The sequence below is a fragment of the Bacillus cereus group sp. MYBKT14-1 genome (assembly GCF_051915185.1).
GTDB lineage: Bacteria > Bacillota > Bacilli > Bacillales > Bacillaceae_G > Bacillus_A > Bacillus_A cereus.
In genome coordinates, this window is the sequence record NZ_JBQAEF010000003.1 from 315,158 (window position 1) to 334,343 (window position 19,186).

Here is a 19,186-nt window from a genome sequence, read left to right on the forward strand (position 1 = left end):
AGCATGACTGGAATTAAAATTGCTACAATCGGCGGTGGATCTAGTTATACACCAGAGTTAATTGAAGGATTTATTAAGCGTTATGATGAGCTTCCTGTTCGTGAAATTTGGTTAGTAGATATTGAGGCAGGAAAAGAGAAGTTAGAAATCGTTGGTAACTTAGCGAAACGTATGGTGAAAAAATCAGGTTTACCAATCGAGGTACATTTAACACTTGATCGTCGCGAGGCATTAAAAGATGCTGACTTCGTAACAACACAACTTCGCGTTGGTTTATTAGAAGCACGTGCAAAAGATGAAGCAATCCCATTAAAATATGATGTAATCGGTCAGGAAACGAATGGTCCTGGTGGTTTATTCAAAGCGTTGAGAACGATTCCTGTTATTTTAGATATTTGTAAAGATATGGAGGAGCTCTGTCCGAATGCATGGTTAATTAACTTTGCAAATCCAGCTGGTATGGTAACAGAAGCTGTTCTTCGTTATACAAATATTCAAAGAGTAGTTGGTCTATGTAACGTTCCAATCGGAATTCGTATGGGTCTTGCAAAATTACTTGAAGTAGATGCGAGTCGTGTTCACGTTGATTTCGCAGGTTTAAATCATATGGTATATGGATTAGACGTATATTTAGATGGCGTGAGTGTAATGGACCGTGTGTTAGAGCTTGTGACAGATCCAGAAAAGCAAATTACGATGGAAAATATCGCAGCGCTTAACTGGGAACCAGACTTTATTCGAGGACTTCGTGCAATTCCATGTCCATACCACCGTTACTACTACAAAACACGTGAAATGTTAGAAGAAGAGAAAGAAGCTTCTGTTGAAAAAGGTACACGTGCAGAAGTAGTAAAACAATTAGAAAATGATTTATTTGAGTTATATAAAGACCCGAACTTAGATATTAAACCACCACAATTAGAAAAACGTGGCGGAGCTTATTATAGTGATGCAGCATGTAGCTTAATTACGTCTATTTACAATAATAAAGGTGATATCCAGCCTGTTAATACACGAAACAACGGAACAATTGCAAGCTTACCACATGATTCAGCTGTTGAAGTGAACTGTATTATTACGAAAGAAGGCCCAAAACCAATTGCAGTTGGAGACCTTCCAGTACCAGTTCGCGGTTTAGTACAACAAATTAAATCATTCGAGCGCACAACAATTGAAGCTGCTGTTACAGGGGATTATCATAAGGCGCTGCTTGCTATGACAATTAATCCACTTGTACCATCAGATAAAGTTGCAAAACAAATTTTAGATGAAATGTTGGAAGCACATAAAGAGTATCTTCCGCAGTTCTTCAAAAAGGTAGAGAAGTAAAAGCGGCGCTATTTAGCCCGCTTTTTTTATTCTATTAGGAGGTATTATGATGATTAAGTTAATTGTAAATGCAGATGATTTCGGTCTTACAGAAGGTACAAATTACGGCATTATTGATGGGCATATAAATGGACTTGTAAATTCAACGACGATGATGATGAATATGCCAGGAACAGAGCATGCGGTACGCTTAGCGAAAGAGTACAACCTACTCGGAGTAGGCGTACATCTCGTATTAACGGCAGGAGAACCACTGTTAAAGGATGTACCGTCACTTGTAGGGGAAAACGGATCGTTTCATAAACAAAGTGTTGTAAGGGAAGGGAATATAAATCCAGAAGAAGTTGAGAGAGAATGGACTGCTCAAATTGAGAAGTTTTTATCTTACGGATTAACACCAACTCATTTTGATAGTCATCATCATGTGCATGGTTTACCGATCTTGCACGATGTTCTTGAGAGATTAGCGGCTAAATATAATGTTCCAATTCGTCGTTGTGAGGAAGATAGAGCGGTGCATCCATTTTCTGATGTGTTTTACAGTGACTTTTACGCAGATGGTGTGACGGAAGATTACTTTGTGAAGTTAAAAGAAAGAGTACAAGGTGAACAAACGGTAGAAATTATGGTTCATCCAGCATATATTGATCCAGAGCTTGTGAAGCGTTCTTCTTACGTAATGGATCGTGTGAAGGAATTGCGTATTTTAACAGAGAGTGAGTTACCAGAAGGGGTAGAGCTTGTAAAGTTTTAATAGAAAAAAAGACGGCTATATCATGCCGTCTTTTTTTCTATTTATAAAATGGACAGAATATATCCGCCAAAGGCTCCGAGTATAACGATAACCCAAGGTGGCGTTTTCCAAAAAGCTAGTAAGCAAAAAAGAAGCGAAGCGAAAACGAAATCTGAAGCATTTATAATTGTACTCGTCCAAATAGGATCATAAAAAGCGGCAATTAAAATACCGACAACAGCGGCATTGACTCCAAGTAGTGCGCCTTGTATGAAAGATATTTTTCTCACACTGTTCCAAAATGGTAAAACACCAATAACGAGTAAGAAAGCAGGGAGGAAAATCGCAATTGTTGCGAGTGTTGCCCCAAGCGTCCCGTTTAACACTGCTCCTATATACGAGGCGAATGTAAATAGTGGTCCTGGTACTGCTTGTGTTAATCCGTATCCAGCTAGGAACTGTTCTTTCGTCATCATCCCGTTTTGTACGAACTCACCTTCAAGAAGGGGCAGCACGACGTGTCCTCCTCCAAATACAAGTGCGCCAGAGCGATAGAAACTATCAAATAAAGCGATGTAGTAAGAGAACGGTCTTAATATTGGTAGCAGTAGTAATAGTCCAAAGAATAAGACGAGACAAGAAACTGCTATTTTTTTTGAAATAGGTACTTTTATATTTTGAGATTGGCTAATTGGTTGGTTGCGATATAAAAACCAGCCGATAAAGCCACATATTATAATGAGGATCACTTGCGTCCAGCTACTTGGCCATAATAAGGCGATTGCGGCAGTTACAATCGCAATCGTCGCACGGTTGCGATCTGGAGTTAACTTTTGCGCCATTCCCCATATGGCATGAGCGACAATAGCGACTGCTACAAGTTTGAGTCCATGAATCCAGCCAGCACTTCCAAGATCGAACTGATTAAGGAATGAGGCGAAGAAAACCAAAACAAGGACAGACGGTAAAGTGAATCCAATCCATGAAATAATAGCTCCTAAAAGCCCGCTCCTTAATAATCCAACGCCCATACCGACTTGACTGCTGGCAGGACCAGGAAGGAATTGACATAATGCTACTAAATCTCCATAGCTTCGTTCATCCATCCATTTTCTTTTTTGCACGTATTCGTGGTGGAAATAACCGAGATGAGCGACAGGACCGCCGAATGAAGTAAGTCCTAATTTAAATGAGACGAGAAAAATCTCTAATAATGTGTGAAAGGTGTGTTTGTTTTTTTTCAAAATAACCTCCTATAATGTTTTTCTATGTGCATTATACAAGAAGTGGTAAAGCAAAAGGAATGATTCTAATGTAAAGATTTTGTGAATCTTTTCTTTGTAATTAAAATTGAAAAAGTCATAAATGATTATGTCTAAACCATAAAGTAGTAGAAGTAGTGCTGGGAAATTTATATAAGGAGAATGCCTTATGACAACACATTTCTTTGCCAGGTTAACAGGTAAGAGGGAAGTGCCTCCTGTAAATACAGAAGCTTTTGGGGTAGCAGAGTTTATTTTTAGTGATGATTTAACGAAATTGCATTACAGAGTAATACTAAAAAATATAGAAAAGGTTACATCGTGTCAAATTCATTTAGGGAAGTCTACTCAAATTGGTCCTGTTGTTTTATATTTGTATGGTCCACTGGAGCAAGGGATTAGCTTGAACGAGGGAAGTGTTACTGGTGTAGTGAATGTAGAGGATTTTGAGGGACCTTTACAAGGGAAATCATTTGTACATTTACTTCAAGAAATTATTCAAGCAAATGTATATGTTAATGTCCATACGAAATCACAAAAAAGGGGAGAAATAAGAGGGCGAGTTAGAAAAGTAAAGAAGTAGAGGGAAAGGCTGTCCATATGTTGGAACAGCCTTTTCTTATTATATAAGGTGCTAGTTTTAGCGATTATTGTCGGTAAATCGATATGTTTTGAAAATCGCCGATATAACTCACGTTACGGTCGATATTTTTTAAAAACGGCCTCAATTAATTTTTAACAGGCTGATTTTTAATAAAGAAGTCCATAACGTAAAATACTTCGTCATCGGGTATTTGTATTTCAAATGTATTTTCAATTGGTTGCAATGCTTTTTTCACTTTCATATACATCCAGTATTCATCTTGTCTTCTTTTCTCTTTATCAGGGTGAGGAAGAAGGTTTTCTCCTTTTTGAAGACGGTCAACCATACAGCTCATATGCAGAATAACACCCATTAAGCTATCAGGAGTTAGCTGTAAGGAAATTAATTCTTGAATTGTATTTAATGCGTAACGAATTGTTTTGATAAGTAATGCTCCATCTTTACGCTGCATTTGTTGTTCAAGAATATCCGCCATTTTTGCATATGTTTCTTCATACGTAATTAATTCTTGAATCGGCTGAATCGCTGTGTAGTTTACAATGTCTTGGAAATGATATGTTAAGCACGGCACTTGCACATCGAAATTCGTGACGATACAAATGATGTTACGCTCTTTTTTTATGTTCTCGATCATTTTCGTCAAATCTTTTTCATGGACGATACTAATCGGAATAATTTCAATTAAGTCTTTATCAAATCGTAAATAGTTCTCTAACATTTTTTGAATAGCTAAAGCACTTCCTTCACCAGTTAAACAAGCTGTTAAAATAACAGATTTCATTGGAGAGAGAGGTTTTTTCTTTTCTTCTTGTACGTTTAAGTAAAACGGTGTTAAATTTTTTACTGTTTCATATAGCGCATCTAATGAATAACCGAGCTGGGCTTTTCGAGCTGCTTCTAGTGCGTGTGGTGTGCTCGTCATCGAGAGAACACGTACAGGGATTTTGAACTCCGTTTCTAATATGTCACCGATATAAGCAAGTGACCCCATATCAACGAGTAAGAGAAGCCCATTTACATTTTGTAGTGTTTTCATATACACTTTCACACGTTCTAAGAAATCTTTCGGTGATTCGTGTAACGGCATATCAATACCGGTTACTTCCTCAATGCCGAGAAGTTCGTTTGCAACGTTTGCCATTTCAGTTGCGATGCCATTACCGTGTGCTAATATTAATACTTTTACTTCTGTTTGTGAGGCAGGAATTGGATCAACAACGAAGAACATTGTTAAAAAGCCAGCTTCATCAATAGGCATTGTTATTTGTAATTCTTCCTCCAGTAGTTGAATGCATTGCATAGCTACGGAAAAAGCTTCTTTATATTTCGTACGAATTTGATTTAATTGTGGGTGATGTATTTGTTTTCCGCTTTGTAAACGTTGTAGAGTTGTCTGTACATGTAAACTTAAAGCAAGAAATACTTTTTCATCAAACGTCTTAGATAAATGCTTTTCAGCAAGTTCCGCTATTTTTTCACATACGGAAACGATATTACGATCCACAATTTTAAAAACATTTTCATGGCTTGTTTTTTTGGATATTTGATTAAAATATTGTACGAAAAAGCTTTGAACATCATTTTCTATTAGTAATTCTAATTCTTCCTCTTCAATACCACGTGCTTGAAGTTCTTCGTATTTATAGTCAATATAATCGTAAATAGAAGAGCGTTTTTCATCTTCTGTTTTATGATTACTCCAACCTTCCTCACCTGTAAATACAAATGTTTCATTTGGTATTTGGTATAAGTGACGGCTCTTCCTTTCAATGAACAACCCTTCTTTCATATACCAAGGTAAATCTGTACTTGAAACATAGACAGAATCACGTTTCTTTGTGACCAAATCAGAATAGGCTTTCGCACAGGCAATTTGAACATCTGTTTTTAATTGACCGATGTTATTGGGACAATTGTAAAAGACGAAAGCACGCATTGCATTTGGGCTAACGTGAATGTCTTTTCGCAGCCGAATTGCTTCATTTGTGAAAAATAGCTGTAGTAAAGCAAAGCGCTCTTTATGTGTACGCTCACGAAGTGGTGGCAGCGTAACAGTCATCGGTATACGTCTTGTAAATGTTTTTAATAAAAATGAATTTGGTTCTTCTGTTGTTGCAGTAATGATTAATACTTGTGCTTTACGTTCGTTCTCTGTTTCTCCAAGGCGGCGGTATACTCCGCGGTCAATAAAGGTGAAAAGCATTTCTTGTCCCTCTGGAGGCAGGCGATGTACTTCATCTAAGAAAAGAATTCCTTCATGTGCTTTTTCAATTAACCCTTTTTGATCACTTGCTCCTGTATAAGCTCCTTTTTTAATCCCAAATAATTGCCCGAGTAGTAACTGGGGATTATTTGCATAATCAGCACAGTTAAAGACGATAAATGGTGCATCTTTGGGAAGCTGTTCAACTTCAATTGCATATTCGTGCATTAAAGAAGCAAACATAGACTTTCCGACCCCTGTTTCTCCCAGTAGTAAAGTATGCATACCGTTTGGAGGATAGAGAATAGAAGCTTTCGCTTTTTCAATTGCAATTTTAAGGCTCGTATTTTCAATTGCAAATGTATCTAATGAAGTTATGTCTTTTGAATGCGTTTCCAACGAAGTGTTCGTTTCTATGTAAAAACGAACAGGTCGCGTATTTGTTTTTAATAAACGTTTATCTTTTACAAGTTTGTTTAAATCGCTACTTACATTGGCGCGATCTAGTTGCAGAAATGTAGCGAGTTCTGATGCGGTTACACCTTCTGTATAATTGCCTTTTTGTATTGCGTTAAAAATGAGATCTATTCGTTTCATTTCTATTCACCTCGAAACTTCATCACTATTTAAAATTTTACACAAAAATGGGAAGGGTGGGAAGAGAAAAATAAAACAGCTTTAGCACATAGGCACTAAAGCTGTTACAATCTTGTGTCTTTCCAAAAATTCACCTTGAGATGAGAAGAAGGATTATAGGGAAGAAGTTTGTATCCTTGTGACTGTAAATAATCAATTACTTTTGGCAGTATTTGTACGGTTACACTCGAATCATGCATTAAAATGACTTCGACTTGTTCATCACTTTGATTACGTACTCTTTCGAGTATGGCAGAAGGATTGTCATAGCTTTTCCAATCGTATGTATCGATCGTCCAATCCCACATTTTATACTGGGCCGATACAAGTGCGTCACGGTAATTCTTTTTTAAGTAAGGCATACTACCATATGGAACGCGAACGAGATGTGTATTTAATTTCGTAACTTGCTGGACAATGCTTTGTGTTTGCTCCATTTCTGCAATTAAAGTGGAGGGGTCACCAGTGTAAAGGCGTTTTACATCATGTGACATACTGTGGAGCCCGATATAATGTCCTTCTTTAATTAATCGTTGCATCGTTTTTGTGTAATGCGGCACTTTTCCGCCAATAACAAAGAAAGTTGCTTTGCCGTTCTTTTCTTTTAAGATGTTTAAAATTTGTGTAGTATATTTGTTTGGCCCGTCATCAAATGTTAAGTACGCAATTTTTTGTGTAGGAGAAGTTGTTTCAGTATTTGGATGATATTCAGCAGGAATAACAGTTGTTGCTTCAGTATTAGATGATGCGTACATAGTAATCGTTAAAAATAAAATAATACATTGAAATATTCGCTTGATCATAACATTCACCCTCAGTTTGACAATCAAGATGTAAAAAAGAAAACTTGATACTTTTCTTATTATGTATATCTTTCTCCAATAGAGGAACTCTCAAACAATCTATATTTTGGAAATATAAAATGAGGAATAAAAAATAGCATCCTCTTATAAGAAAGAGGATGCTATTTGAATATTTCATAATTGAAAAGGTTATACTACAATTAGTCTTCGCGTTTTTTCACTTTTTTATAAAAGGAAATGATTGGTTTGTAGCGTTCATGTACAAGCCCGATTATTTCAGCGATGATTTCTGTGAAGAAAATCAAAGCGAAAAGAAGAATAATGGATAACCATAACGTTGCAGTAGTGAAAATAATGGCATTTACACTAAAGAAAATACCGAATGCGTATATAATTAGTACCGTTTTGCGATGAGAGAATCCCATTGCAAGTAAGCGGTGATGTAAATGCGATTTATCTGGTGCTGAAATAGGTTTTTTATTTACGATACGACGGATAATTGCAAATATCGTATCAAATATAGGTACACCTAAAATGATAATTGGAACGATAAAACTGAATAACGTTACACTTTTGTATAATCCAAGTAACGATATAACAGAAATACAGTATCCTAAAAATAGTGCTCCTGTATCTCCCATGAAAATTTTTGCTGGATGGAAGTTGTAGAATAAAAATCCAATTGTACTTGCTAATATAATTAATGCAAGTGGCAATATAATAGCTGTTCCAGTACCCCATGGGCTAGTGAAGGCCATATATGCTAGCGTTGCAAGTACGATAGATGAAATCCCAGCAGATAATCCATCTAAGCCGTCAATTAAGTTGATTGCATTCGTAATACCTACAAGCCAAAATACTGTAATTGGATAAGCAAGCCATCCAAGTTCAGTATCCCCAATGAATGGGATATATAATACTTGCACTAATAATCCACTTTTTACAATCATAATGGCAACTAACAGTTGTCCACCGAATTTTACTCTCGCAGATAACTCGTACATATCATCTAAAATTCCGATGATTACAATGATAATTGCACCTAGCGTTATCGATAACATTCTTTGCTCATATAAGCCACCGACAACAAATCCTACAGCTACACCAATAAATATTGCTAACCCGCCAAGACGTGGCATAATCTTTTGGTGCACTTTACGTGCGTTTGGCTTATCTGTCGCTCCTATTTTAAAAGCTAATTTAATAACTAAAGGAGTAACGACAAGTACAGTGATGAAAGATGCCAAAATGGCATAAATCACTTGTGAGTCCATTAATACCCCACCCTTTATAGTCTAACGTAATTTTTTTTTTTGAAAATATATTTATCTGAAAATTATGATGTTTGTTTACAGGCTCATAACATATGGTATCACAAAAAGATTAGAATTCAATCTTTTTTTCTTTTTACGGTTAATGGAAGCGAATAAAATATATGACAATTGTATATAGAATGTTGAATCATATAAGAAGGTTAATCGTACTGAACCTTGGAATGTGACATTTTCTTTTTTTCTTCGATAGTGAATACTTTTATTTCAGTATTATAAGTGTTGCACGTAGAAATGAGTAAGTCTCGTGTTAAAATGTGGGAATTTATTACGCGTGAACTGGCAGCTTCATTCTTACTGATTAAGTTTTACTTTATAGTGCATTTAATTTTACAAAAACTTTAAAAAAAATAAGAGAAGTAATTCATATAATGAAAAAGGAAAAGGGTTTTCTCATTTTTAACGTGAGAGGGGGAAGCACAGGGAGAATTCTAATTTTCATATCTTTTCTATTGTAAATTCCTGTGCGAAAAAGAAATGAAAATTACGATAGTAGGTACTGGATATGTTGGATTGATTACAGGAGTGGGATTGGCAAAATTAGGGCATTCAGTTACATGTTTTGATATAGATGATGAAAAAATTGAACGGATAAAACAAGGGGATTTACCTATTTATGAGGTTAGATTACATGAATTAATAAATTATGCATATGAGAATAATGCTTTAATTTTTACATCAAATAAAGAAGAGGCATTTGATGATGTAGAGTTTATATTTATTGCAGTTGGAACACCACCTTTATTAGATGGGACGGCAGATTTAACGTATATTCAGAGTGCTTGTAACGATATTGGATTATATGCGACGAACGATATTATTGTTGTTACGAAAAGTACAGTTCCAGTAGGTACAAATGATGTAATGAAGGGATGGATTGAGGAGAAGTTAAAAGGGAGGCATACAGTACATATCGTATCGAATCCAGAGTTTTTGCGTGAAGGTTCAGGTATTTATGATTTCTTTCATGGAGATCGTATTGTAATTGGAGCGGATAGTGAGGAAGTAGCAAGAAGAGTAGAGAGTTTGTATAGTGAATTATGTTTAGAAACGTATGTTACAGATATTAAAAGTGCAGAGATGATTAAATACGCGTCGAATGCCTTTTTAGCTACAAAGATTAGTTTCATTAATGAAATTTCAAATATATGTGAGAAGGTAGGCGCGAATGTATTAGATGTTGCCAAAGGGATGGGAATGGATAAGAGAATTGGTGCATCTTTTTTAAATGCGGGCATTGGCTACGGAGGGTCGTGTTTTCCGAAAGATACGAAAGCGCTGGTGCAAATTGCGGGAAATGTTGCTCATGATTTTCGTTTGTTAAAAGCGGTTATTGAAGTAAATAATAAGCAACAGCTGCTATTGATTGAAAAAGCGAAAAAAGTTATGAACATGAGTAAAAAGCGGATTGCAGTTCTTGGCGCATCCTTTAAACCGAATACGGATGATATTAGAGAGGCATCATCTCTTATTATAATAGAAGCATTACTTAATATAGGTGCAGAAATTGTCCTTTACGACCCAAAAGCAATTCAATATGTGAAAAATATATTTGGAGATGCTATACAATATAGTAGATGTATAGATGAATCGATTAGAGATGCGAGTGCGGCTTTTATCGTAACAGAATGGAAAGATATTCAAACATATCCGTTAGAAAAGTACGTACAACTTATGAGGGAGCCTATTTTATTTGATGGGAGAAATTGTTATACTGATGAAGATGTTAAGAAACAAAAGATAGATTATTACTCGGTGGGAAGAAAAAGTATTTGTAATAGAAAAGTTTCTGTTATGCTTTAAAAAGGGAAGTACTCATGCATATTTTTATATGTCATAATAGAAGCTGTAATTAGTGAAAGAAAAGAGGCAATCACATGACTGAACGTTTAAAAGTAATGACAATTTTCGGGACACGTCCAGAAGCAATTAAAATGGCACCTCTTGTATTAGAGTTGCAAAAACACCCAGAAAAAATTGAATCGATTGTGACTGTAACAGCACAACATCGCCAAATGTTAGATCAAGTATTAAGTATCTTTGGAATTACGCCAGATTTCGATTTAAATATCATGAAAGACCGCCAAACTTTAATTGATGTTACAACGCGTGGTTTAGAAGGTTTAGATAAAGTAATGAAAGAAGCGAAGCCGGATATTGTACTTGTACATGGTGATACAACAACAACATTTATTGCAAGCTTAGCTGCTTTTTATAATCAAATTCCAGTAGGTCATGTTGAGGCGGGCCTTCGTACGTGGGATAAGTATTCTCCATATCCAGAAGAGATGAATCGTCAATTAACAGGTGTAATGGCGGATCTTCATTTCTCACCAACAGCAAAATCAGCAACGAACTTACAGAAGGAAAATAAAGATGAGTCACGTATTTTCATTACAGGAAATACAGCGATTGACGCGCTACAAACGACTGTAAAAGAAACATATAGTCATCCTGTACTAGAGAAACTTGGAAATGATCGTCTTGTACTTATGACAGCTCACCGTCGTGAAAACTTAGGTGAACCGATGCGTAATATGTTCCGTGCAATTAAGCGTCTTGTAGAAAAGCATGAAGATGTACAAGTTGTGTACCCTGTTCATATGAACCCTGTTGTTCGTGAAATAGCAAATGAAATTTTAGGTGAACATAACCGTATTCATTTAATTGAGCCGCTAGATGTAATTGATTTCCACAATGTTGCAGCTCGTTCATACTTAATGTTAACGGATTCTGGTGGTGTACAAGAAGAAGCTCCATCACTTGGTGTACCAGTTCTTGTTCTTCGTGATACAACAGAGCGCCCTGAAGGTATTGAAGCAGGTACGCTGAAATTAGCAGGAACAGACGAAGAGACAATCTTTGGCCTTGCTGATGAGTTGTTATCAGATAAAGAAGCTCATGATAAGATGGCGAAAGCATCTAACCCTTACGGTGATGGTCGTGCATCAGAGCGCATTGTAGAAGCAATTTTACAACACTTTAATAAGTAAATAAAAAGGGCCCAATCGGATAGATTGGGCCTTTTTGTTACGGCTGATTGCGCATAATCCACTCTGCATGAGCATTTGTAGAAGGTGGTGGATCAGTTGGTGTTTTATTTTGGTTTGTTTCTTTTTTTGTTTGTTCGTTAGAGTTAGAACTTGAATTTGAATCAGGATTTGAGTTGTTTTTTGTAGCTGGATTTTTTGCTTTTTCTCCTAATTCTTTTTCAATTTCGTTACGCACCGTTTCTACACTGATTGGATCTGGAAGGAAGTAATAAATACCGCCTATCTTTTTGTCTTCGCCCTCAAGCTTTAACGTTTGCATTGTAGAAGGATCAAATCCAGAAATTTTATTGTAAAGAGCGAGTCCGTCTGAAATAGGAATGTCGGTTTTTATATATTTTCCAACGACAGCTGTTAAATCTTTAATTTTAAATACAGTAGAGGTGGAGTTTAGTTTATGAGCAACAGCGGCTAGTAATTGTCTTTGTCTAGCAGCTCGACCATAATCGCCATTTGGATCTTGCTTTCGCATACGGACGTAAGCAAGTGCTTCTTCACCGTTTAAATTTTGCTGTCCTTGCTTAAATTGAATTTTTTTGTAGTAATCCACGTCAGAGCGCTCCCAGAAATCGAAGGGTACGTCAACGGTAACGCCGCCAACAGCATCAACGATACCTTTAAAGCCTTGGAAATCAATTTTAAGATAATGGTCTACAGGAACTTTTAGAAAGCCTTCGACAGTTTTGATTGCCATTTCTTCTCCGCCGTAAGCATGGGCAGCGTTAATTTTGTCTTCCTTATTTTTGCCAACAATTTTAACTCGAGAATCACGAGGAATACTCATAAGTGAAATCTTTTGCGTTTTTGGATTGACTGTTGCAAACATTAATGAGTCTGTACGACCATTTTGACCGTCTGTCGCATAATCTTCTATACCCATAATGAGAATTGTAAAAGGTTCTTTTGTAATTTCTACATCTTTGTCTCTTAAATCTGATTTTTCACGAGTAAAACCACTATATATCCCCATAAGAGAAGAGTAAGAATTTAACACATAAACTCCTATACTGCCAAATAAAAATGCGAAAATAAGGAAGAAGAAAAGTTTCCTTCTTCGCTTCTTTTTTATTCTGCTATTTTGGAGATGATAATAACGTTCTTCCATATATAATCTCCTTAGTTCGTTAGTTCATTTGTAGGGAAGTAATTCACTACATTAATCTTTGAAGGTGATAAATAGGGTTATGCTTAGATAACATCTTGTTCTAAGTACAACATATCTCCTTCTGTAATTGTACATTTCCCGTTTGTTAATTCAATCATCCAATCTGTAAATGCTTGTTTGCCGTCTTCTTCTACATACGTATCAAATGTGACATTTTCTAGATAATGAATATCTTTAATGGCATATTTTGAATTGCGTAATTCATTTTCCACTTTGCCAAGTAATGTGTAATCAATCTCGGTTTGCATCACACGCATTAGTTTTCGCTGGACAACACCTACATGATTAATGCCTTCGCTTGTACACTTTCCATATGCACGAATTAATCCACCTGCACCAAGTTTAATGCCACCAAAATAGCGTGTTACGACAACAACGGTATCTTTTAGTCCACGTTTTTTTAGTACTTCCAGCATTGGTACGCCAGCTGTACCGCTAGGCTCGCCGTCATCATTTGCTTTTTGAATATGATCTTGTTCGCCAATTAAATAAGCGGAACAATTATGTGTTGCATTCCAATGTTGTTTTTTTATTTTTTGTATAAATTCTTGAGCCTCTTCCTCAGTCGTTGCTCGGCTAATATAACAAATAAATCTTGATTTTTGAATGACGATTTCGTGTTCGCCGTAGTCTTTGATTGTTAAATATTGTAATAGCACTTGTGTACGCCCCTATCTATCAAAATGACTAGTACTTTCCATTTTAAAAGCGAGCCTTTTTATATTCAAACATTTTTTCTAAATATGCTGAAGTTTTTGGTGAGTATTTTATCTTTTTGTTGTAATTTGTCGAGATGGTAGGTATAATTTCAACCGGCATTTTCATGTATGGATGCACCATTTGTAGTTTTCGTGTAAAATTAGGAAATAAAACTTTTTATAAGGCAGGTACGAAAATGAAAATAGCTATTGTTACTGATAGTACGGCATATATACCGAAGCAAATTCGCGATGAACTCAATATATATATGATTCCATTAAACGTTGTGTTTGGAACAGAATCTTATCAAGAAGAAGCTGAAATTTCAGCAGATGATTTTTATGTGAAAGTACGTGAACAAGAGGAACTTCCAAAAACTTCTCAACCAGCAATCGGAAAGTTTGTTGAGCTATATGAAGAACTAGCTAAAGATTATGATGCAGTTATTAGTATTCACCTATCAAGTGGAATTAGTGGTACATATCAAACATCAACGACAGCTGGACAGATGGTAGAGGGTATTGATGTATACACGTATGACTCTGAAATTAGTTGTGAAGTACAAGGATTTTATGTGCGTGAAGGTGCAAAGTTAGTAAGTGAAGGAAAGAACCCAAAAGAGATTATCGCTCGTTTTGATGAAATGAAGAAAACGATGGACGCCTATTTTGTAGTTGATGATTTACATCATTTACAGCGTGGTGGTCGATTGAATAGCGCGCAAGCTTTCATCGGCAGTCTGTTACAAGTGAAGCCAGTTTTATATTTTAGAGATAAAATCATTATTCCGTTTGAAAAGATTCGTACACGCAAAAAAGCATTAAAACGTATCATTGAAATTTTTGATGAGCAAGCAAGTAAAGGTGTACCTATGGAAGCAGTTATCATTCATGCGCAACGTGAAGAAGAAGCGAATGAATGGAAGAAAGAATTAGAAGCAAAATATCCTCACGTCACAATTCGTACAGGTTATTTTGGAGCTGTAATTGGTACGCACTTAGGTGAAGGTGCATTAGGTCTTGGATGGTATACGAAGTAATAAAGATATAAAAAGCTCTCTTTTTAAGAGGGTTTTTTTACGGGTATGTTACGTTTAGTTGACAAGTTAATATTTGGAAATGGTAAAATGTACGTAAAATAAAATAATGAGGAAAGTTTTATAACTTACTTTTTACAAGAAACTATATTATAATAGAAGAGAGGTGAAACATATGGAGCATAATTCTTGTTTATGTCCAAAGTTTGAGTCAGCTTTTACTCTGCTTAGTAAGAAGTGGACTGGCTTAATTATTAAATCTTTGCTTGAAGAGTCGAAACGTTTTAGAGAAATCGCAGATATTATCCCAAATATGAGCGATCGTATGTTGTCAGAGCGTTTGAAGGAATTGGAAAGCGAGGGCATTGTAGTTCGTAATGTCTATCCAGAAGTACCAGTTCGAATCGAGTATGGCTTAACTGACAAGGGAAAAGCGTTAGAAAGTGTTATGGATGAGGTCCAAAATTGGGCTGAGAAATGGATGAAGTAGCATTTCATTTGTATTCGTATATTTAATAAAACGTAAGGGATTCCTTACGTTTTTTCTTTGTTTATAGAAGTGAGAAAAGTATGTAAATTTCTACACATACATACAAAAATATACGCATTTTGCGCTAGAGCTACATATAATATTACATTTGTTTTACAAAAACGTAACATTAGCAAAAAAAATCCCGAATTATGGTATAAATTTTATAGGTTATATACGGAAAAAGAAAAAAGAAAGCGGTGTAAAAAATAAAATGAAAAAGCTAAAAATGACATCTTGCGCATTAGTTGCAGGGTTAATGTTTTCTGGGCTAACACCAAATGTATTTGCAGAAGATAAAATTTCTGACGTGAAATCACAAATTAATACACAAAATGACACTTTACATAAACAACAACAAGAACGTGATGAATTACAAAAACAAATGAATGACTTAAACAAAACAATTCAAGGTTTAGATAAATCTGTTCAAGAGAATGCTGCAAAGCTTGATGAAACAACGAAAAAAGTTTCTGATACTGAGCAATTAATTGAAAAGAAAAATAAAGATATTGCAGAATTACAAACAAAGATTGCAAAACGTGAAGAGCTATTAAGAAAGCGTTTAGTTGCACTTCAAGAACAACCAAATACGAACGTTGTAACAGAAGTTCTTGTAAACTCTAAAAACGTTGCAGATTTAGTTGATCGTTTAACTTCTGTTTCTAAAATTCTTGAGTCTGATGAAGATATCATGAAAACACAACAAGAAGATCAAGCTAGTGTGAAAAAAGATGTTGCAACGGTAAAAGAGAAACAAAAAGAATTAAAAGAAGCACAAGCTCAAATTGAAACTGCTAAGAAAGAACTTGACGCTGAAAAAGAGAAAAAAGCAGCAGCGGTAAACGATTTAAGCGGTAAAATGGATACAGTTGTAACTTCAATGACAAGTACGGAAGGTCAATTGAAAGAGCTTGAGAAACAAGCACTGCAATTACAACGCATTGCAGAAGAAGAAGCACAAGCAAAAGCTGCACAAGAAGCTGCTGCTCAAAAACAAGCAGAGCAAGCTGCTAAAGCTGCACAAGCTCAGCCAGCACAAGCACCTGCAGAGCAAGCTGCACCAGCAAACAATGGTGGACAAGCTCAAAAAGAAGAGCCTAAAAAAGAAGAACCTAAAAAGGAAGAGCCTAAAAAAGAGGCACCTAAAGCAGAAAAGAAAACACCAGAGCAAAACTCAGCACCAACTCCACCGGATACTGGCGTAATTGGTAAAGCTAAGCAATATTTAGGTAAGCCATATGTTTGGGGAAGTGCATCTCCATCAAACGGTGGTTTTGACTGTAGTGGATTCATTTCTTACATTTTTGGTGTAGGTCGTCAAGACGTTAATGGTTACTGGAATTCTGTTTCAAAAGTAAGTAGCCCGCAACCGGGAGACTTAGTATTCTTCCAAGGTACTTATAAAGCAGGTCCATCTCACATCGGTATTTACGTTGGTAATGGCCAAATGATCCATGCTAGTGATAAAGGAATTGCGTACGGTGATATTAACAGTTCGTATAACAAAAAACATTTCTTAGGATACGGTCGATTCTAGGATTTATAAAAGAATAAAACAAGTGTATAAAGTCGATAGCTTACTATTTTATAAGTAGGTTATCGGCTTTTTTGAGTTTTTACGAGATGATGAGAAAGGTTTATAGTAGTGCTGGAGGTGATTGTTGATGGTAGCGGGGAAACAGTTGCTATTAGAAGAACTTTCTTCAGATTTACAGAGGAAATTAAACGATTTGAAAAAGAAGGGAGAGGTCGTGTGTGTACAAGGTGTAAAAAAGAAGAATTCTAAATATATGTGCCAACGCTGTGGAAATGTAGATCGGCGGCTATTTGCGTCGTTTTTATGTAAAAGGTGCAGTAAAGTGTGCACATATTGCAGGAAGTGTATAACGATGGGGAGAGTAAGTGAATGTACTGTACTTGTTCGCGGGATTGCTGAAAGAAAGAGAGAAAAGAATTCAAATTTGTTACAGTGGAACGGGACGTTGTCTACTGGCCAGAATTTGGCGGCGCAAGGAGTTATAGAGGCTATTAAGCAAAAAGAATCATTTTTTATTTGGGCTGTATGCGGGGCTGGGAAAACAGAGATGTTGTTTTACGGTATTAACGAAGCGCTTCAAAAAGGAGAAAGAGTTTGTATCGCAACGCCAAGAACGGATGTTGTTTTGGAATTAGCACCGAGATTACAAGAAGTATTTCCATATATAAAGGTAGCGGCTTTATATGGAGGGAGTGTAGATAAAGAAAAAGATGCAGTACTAGTCGTTGCGACCACGCATCAATTATTACGTTATTATAGGGCATTTCATGTCATAGTTGTAGATGAGATAGATGCTTTTCCATATTGTGCAGATCAAATGTTACAGTACGCGGTAAAACAAGCGATGAAAGAAGAAGCGGCGCGTATTTATTTAACTGCGACTCCAGATGAAGCGTGGAAGCGAAAATTTAGAAAAGGTGAACAAAAAGGTGTTATTGTTTCTGGACGATATCACCGTCATCCGTTGCCAGTTCCTCTATTTTGCTGGTGCGGAAATTGGAAGAAAAGCCTCAACCGTGAAAGAATTCCTCGAGTTTTACTACAATGGTTAAAGATGTACTTAAACAAAAAGTATCCTGTTTTTTTATTCGTTCCCCATGTACGATATATAGAAGAAATAAGCTCGTTATTGAAATCATTGCATAATAAAGTTGAAGGGGTACATGCAGAAGATCCGATGAGAAAAGAGAAAGTCGCAGCGTTCAGAAAGGGAGAAATCCCATTATTAGTTACAACGACAATTTTAGAGCGAGGCGTAACGGTGAAAAATTTGCAAGTTGCAGTTTTAGGGGCGGAAGAAGAAATATTTTCAGAAAGTGCGCTCGTACAAATTGCGGGCCGAGCAGGGCGGAGCTTTGAAGCACCATATGGAGAGGTCATTTATTTTCACTATGGCAAGACAGAGGCGATGGTGCGCGCGAAAAAACATATTCAAGGTATGAATAAAAATGCGAAAGAACAAGGATTGATCGATTAATGCATTGTTTACTTTGTGATGAGTGTTTTGTAGAAAAGGTTAGTTGGTACACTTTTTTTGTAAAGTGTCATAGAAAATATATATGTGATAGATGTGAGCAGAAACTTTCCTATATTATAGGAGAAATTTGCATGGAGTGCGGGCGACCTTTAGAATTTGTTCCTGCCTCATTTCAAGAAGACGGTATTTGTATAGATTGTATAAGGTGGATGAAAGAGGAGAAGTATCGTTCTTTTAAAAACCGTTCGTTATATATGTATGATGATGAGATGAAAGAAATAGTAGCGCAGTTTAAGTTTCAGGGGGATGCAGAGTTAGTGCACATTTTTTATCGTCCTTTTCGAAGTTTATTTCAAAAGTGTTTTGCCAATGTTTCAACTGTTATCGCTGTTCCGCTTAGTAAGGAAAGGGAAATTGAACGTGGTTTTAATCAAGCTGAGTTATTAGCAACTTGTTTGCCTGTCAAAATTTCTTATCCATCATTAAGAAGAAGGGAAACAGAAAAGCAAAGTAAGAAGACACGTAAAGAAAGGGTGTCAGGAAGCAATCCTTTTTATTTTCAGGGAGAAGAGATGTTTTCTGGGCAACATATTTTACTCGTTGATGACGTGTATACGACAGGGATTACAGTTAGGCAAATCGGAAGTTTGTTATATGAAAGAGGGGCAAGGGAAGTATCTAGTTTGACACTTTGTAGAAGTTAATATGACAGTGTCGAAAGGGATAATAAAAAGGCGATAAGTCTTCTTTGACTTCATATGTTGTCATTCGTTATAGTCAAAATATGGG

Annotated in this window: 16 protein-coding genes; 10 read left to right on the forward strand and 6 right to left on the reverse strand. The window is 36.2% G+C overall.

What is annotated here, in order from left to right:
* Nucleotides 1-3: 3 nt before the first annotated feature.
* The gene (gene celF / locus ACTFO4_RS11495) at nucleotides 4-1,329 is read left to right on the forward strand and encodes a 6-phospho-beta-glucosidase (RefSeq protein ID WP_000145750.1); all 1,326 of its coding nucleotides are present in this window, start codon (nucleotides 4-6) and stop codon (nucleotides 1,327-1,329) included.
* A 49-nt stretch (nucleotides 1,330-1,378) separates the two neighbouring features.
* The gene (gene chbG / locus ACTFO4_RS11500) at nucleotides 1,379-2,083 is read left to right on the forward strand and encodes a chitin disaccharide deacetylase (RefSeq protein WP_061457884.1); all 705 of its coding nucleotides are present in this window, start codon (nucleotides 1,379-1,381) and stop codon (nucleotides 2,081-2,083) included.
* Nucleotides 2,084-2,124: 41 nt separating this feature from the next.
* Here chbG and ACTFO4_RS11505 read toward each other — a convergent pair whose 3' ends face one another.
* On the reverse strand, nucleotides 2,125-3,306 hold the full coding sequence (locus ACTFO4_RS11505; protein WP_061457881.1) for a chromate transporter: 1,182 nt from the start codon (nucleotides 3,304-3,306) through the stop codon (nucleotides 2,125-2,127).
* Nucleotides 3,307-3,493: 187 nt separating this feature from the next.
* On the opposite strand from ACTFO4_RS11505, the gene exsM reads away from it, so the two are divergent.
* Complete coding sequence (exsM, locus tag ACTFO4_RS11510) at nucleotides 3,494-3,907, forward strand: exosporium regulatory protein ExsM (protein ID WP_000207047.1); 414 nt, start codon at nucleotides 3,494-3,496, stop codon at nucleotides 3,905-3,907.
* Between the two features lie 145 nt (nucleotides 3,908-4,052).
* Here exsM and ACTFO4_RS11515 read toward each other — a convergent pair whose 3' ends face one another.
* From ACTFO4_RS11515 to ACTFO4_RS11525, 3 genes are all read right to left on the reverse strand, one after another.
* Nucleotides 4,053-6,728: a PRD domain-containing protein gene (locus ACTFO4_RS11515; RefSeq protein WP_440013685.1), complete on the reverse strand. Its 2,676-nt coding sequence runs from the start codon at nucleotides 6,726-6,728 to the stop codon at nucleotides 4,053-4,055.
* 104 nt (nucleotides 6,729-6,832) lie between these two features.
* Nucleotides 6,833-7,570 (reverse strand): polysaccharide deacetylase family protein, encoded by a 738-nt coding sequence (locus ACTFO4_RS11520; protein WP_017674311.1) that lies wholly within the window; start codon nucleotides 7,568-7,570, stop codon nucleotides 6,833-6,835.
* Between the two features lie 200 nt (nucleotides 7,571-7,770).
* Nucleotides 7,771-8,844, reverse strand: coding sequence for a glycosyltransferase family 4 protein (locus ACTFO4_RS11525; protein ID WP_000378318.1), 1,074 nt, complete (start codon nucleotides 8,842-8,844; stop codon nucleotides 7,771-7,773).
* Between the two features lie 534 nt (nucleotides 8,845-9,378).
* Between ACTFO4_RS11525 and ACTFO4_RS11530 the strand changes: the two genes are divergently transcribed.
* Nucleotides 9,379-10,704, forward strand: a complete 1,326-nt coding sequence (locus ACTFO4_RS11530) for a UDP-glucose/GDP-mannose dehydrogenase family protein (protein ID WP_326234964.1) — start codon at nucleotides 9,379-9,381, stop codon at nucleotides 10,702-10,704.
* Between the two features lie 74 nt (nucleotides 10,705-10,778).
* Nucleotides 10,779-11,894, forward strand: coding sequence for a non-hydrolyzing UDP-N-acetylglucosamine 2-epimerase (gene wecB / locus ACTFO4_RS11535; RefSeq protein WP_000140147.1), 1,116 nt, complete (start codon nucleotides 10,779-10,781; stop codon nucleotides 11,892-11,894).
* A gap of 37 nt (nucleotides 11,895-11,931) precedes the next feature.
* Here the strand turns inward: wecB and ACTFO4_RS11540 are convergent, their stop codons facing one another.
* Complete coding sequence (locus ACTFO4_RS11540) at nucleotides 11,932-13,056, reverse strand: LCP family protein (protein ID WP_061457878.1); 1,125 nt, start codon at nucleotides 13,054-13,056, stop codon at nucleotides 11,932-11,934.
* 83 nt (nucleotides 13,057-13,139) lie between these two features.
* Nucleotides 13,140-13,775, reverse strand: a complete 636-nt coding sequence (locus ACTFO4_RS11545; RefSeq protein ID WP_000926669.1) for a YigZ family protein — start codon at nucleotides 13,773-13,775, stop codon at nucleotides 13,140-13,142.
* A gap of 236 nt (nucleotides 13,776-14,011) precedes the next feature.
* Between ACTFO4_RS11545 and ACTFO4_RS11550 the strand changes: the two genes are divergently transcribed.
* From ACTFO4_RS11550 to ACTFO4_RS11570, 5 genes are all read left to right on the forward strand, one after another.
* On the forward strand, nucleotides 14,012-14,854 hold the full coding sequence (locus ACTFO4_RS11550; RefSeq protein ID WP_025921785.1) for a DegV family protein: 843 nt from the start codon (nucleotides 14,012-14,014) through the stop codon (nucleotides 14,852-14,854).
* Between the two features lie 172 nt (nucleotides 14,855-15,026).
* Nucleotides 15,027-15,341: a winged helix-turn-helix transcriptional regulator gene (locus ACTFO4_RS11555; protein WP_000400857.1), complete on the forward strand. Its 315-nt coding sequence runs from the start codon at nucleotides 15,027-15,029 to the stop codon at nucleotides 15,339-15,341.
* Between the two features lie 148 nt (nucleotides 15,342-15,489).
* Entirely contained in the window at nucleotides 15,490-16,920 is a 1,431-nt protein-coding gene (locus ACTFO4_RS11560; RefSeq protein ID WP_326234963.1) for a C40 family peptidase, read from the forward strand.
* 127 nt (nucleotides 16,921-17,047) lie between these two features.
* Nucleotides 17,048-18,397 carry an ATP-dependent helicase ComFA gene (comFA, locus tag ACTFO4_RS11565; RefSeq protein WP_061457876.1) on the forward strand — a complete coding sequence of 450 codons (1,350 nt, stop codon included), beginning with the start codon at nucleotides 17,048-17,050 and terminating at the stop codon, nucleotides 18,395-18,397.
* Nucleotides 18,397-19,101: a ComF family protein gene (locus ACTFO4_RS11570; protein ID WP_080447024.1), complete on the forward strand. Its 705-nt coding sequence runs from the start codon at nucleotides 18,397-18,399 to the stop codon at nucleotides 19,099-19,101. Before comFA ends, ACTFO4_RS11570 begins: the two co-directional genes overlap by 1 nt.
* The last annotated feature ends 85 nt before the right edge of the window (nucleotides 19,102-19,186 follow it).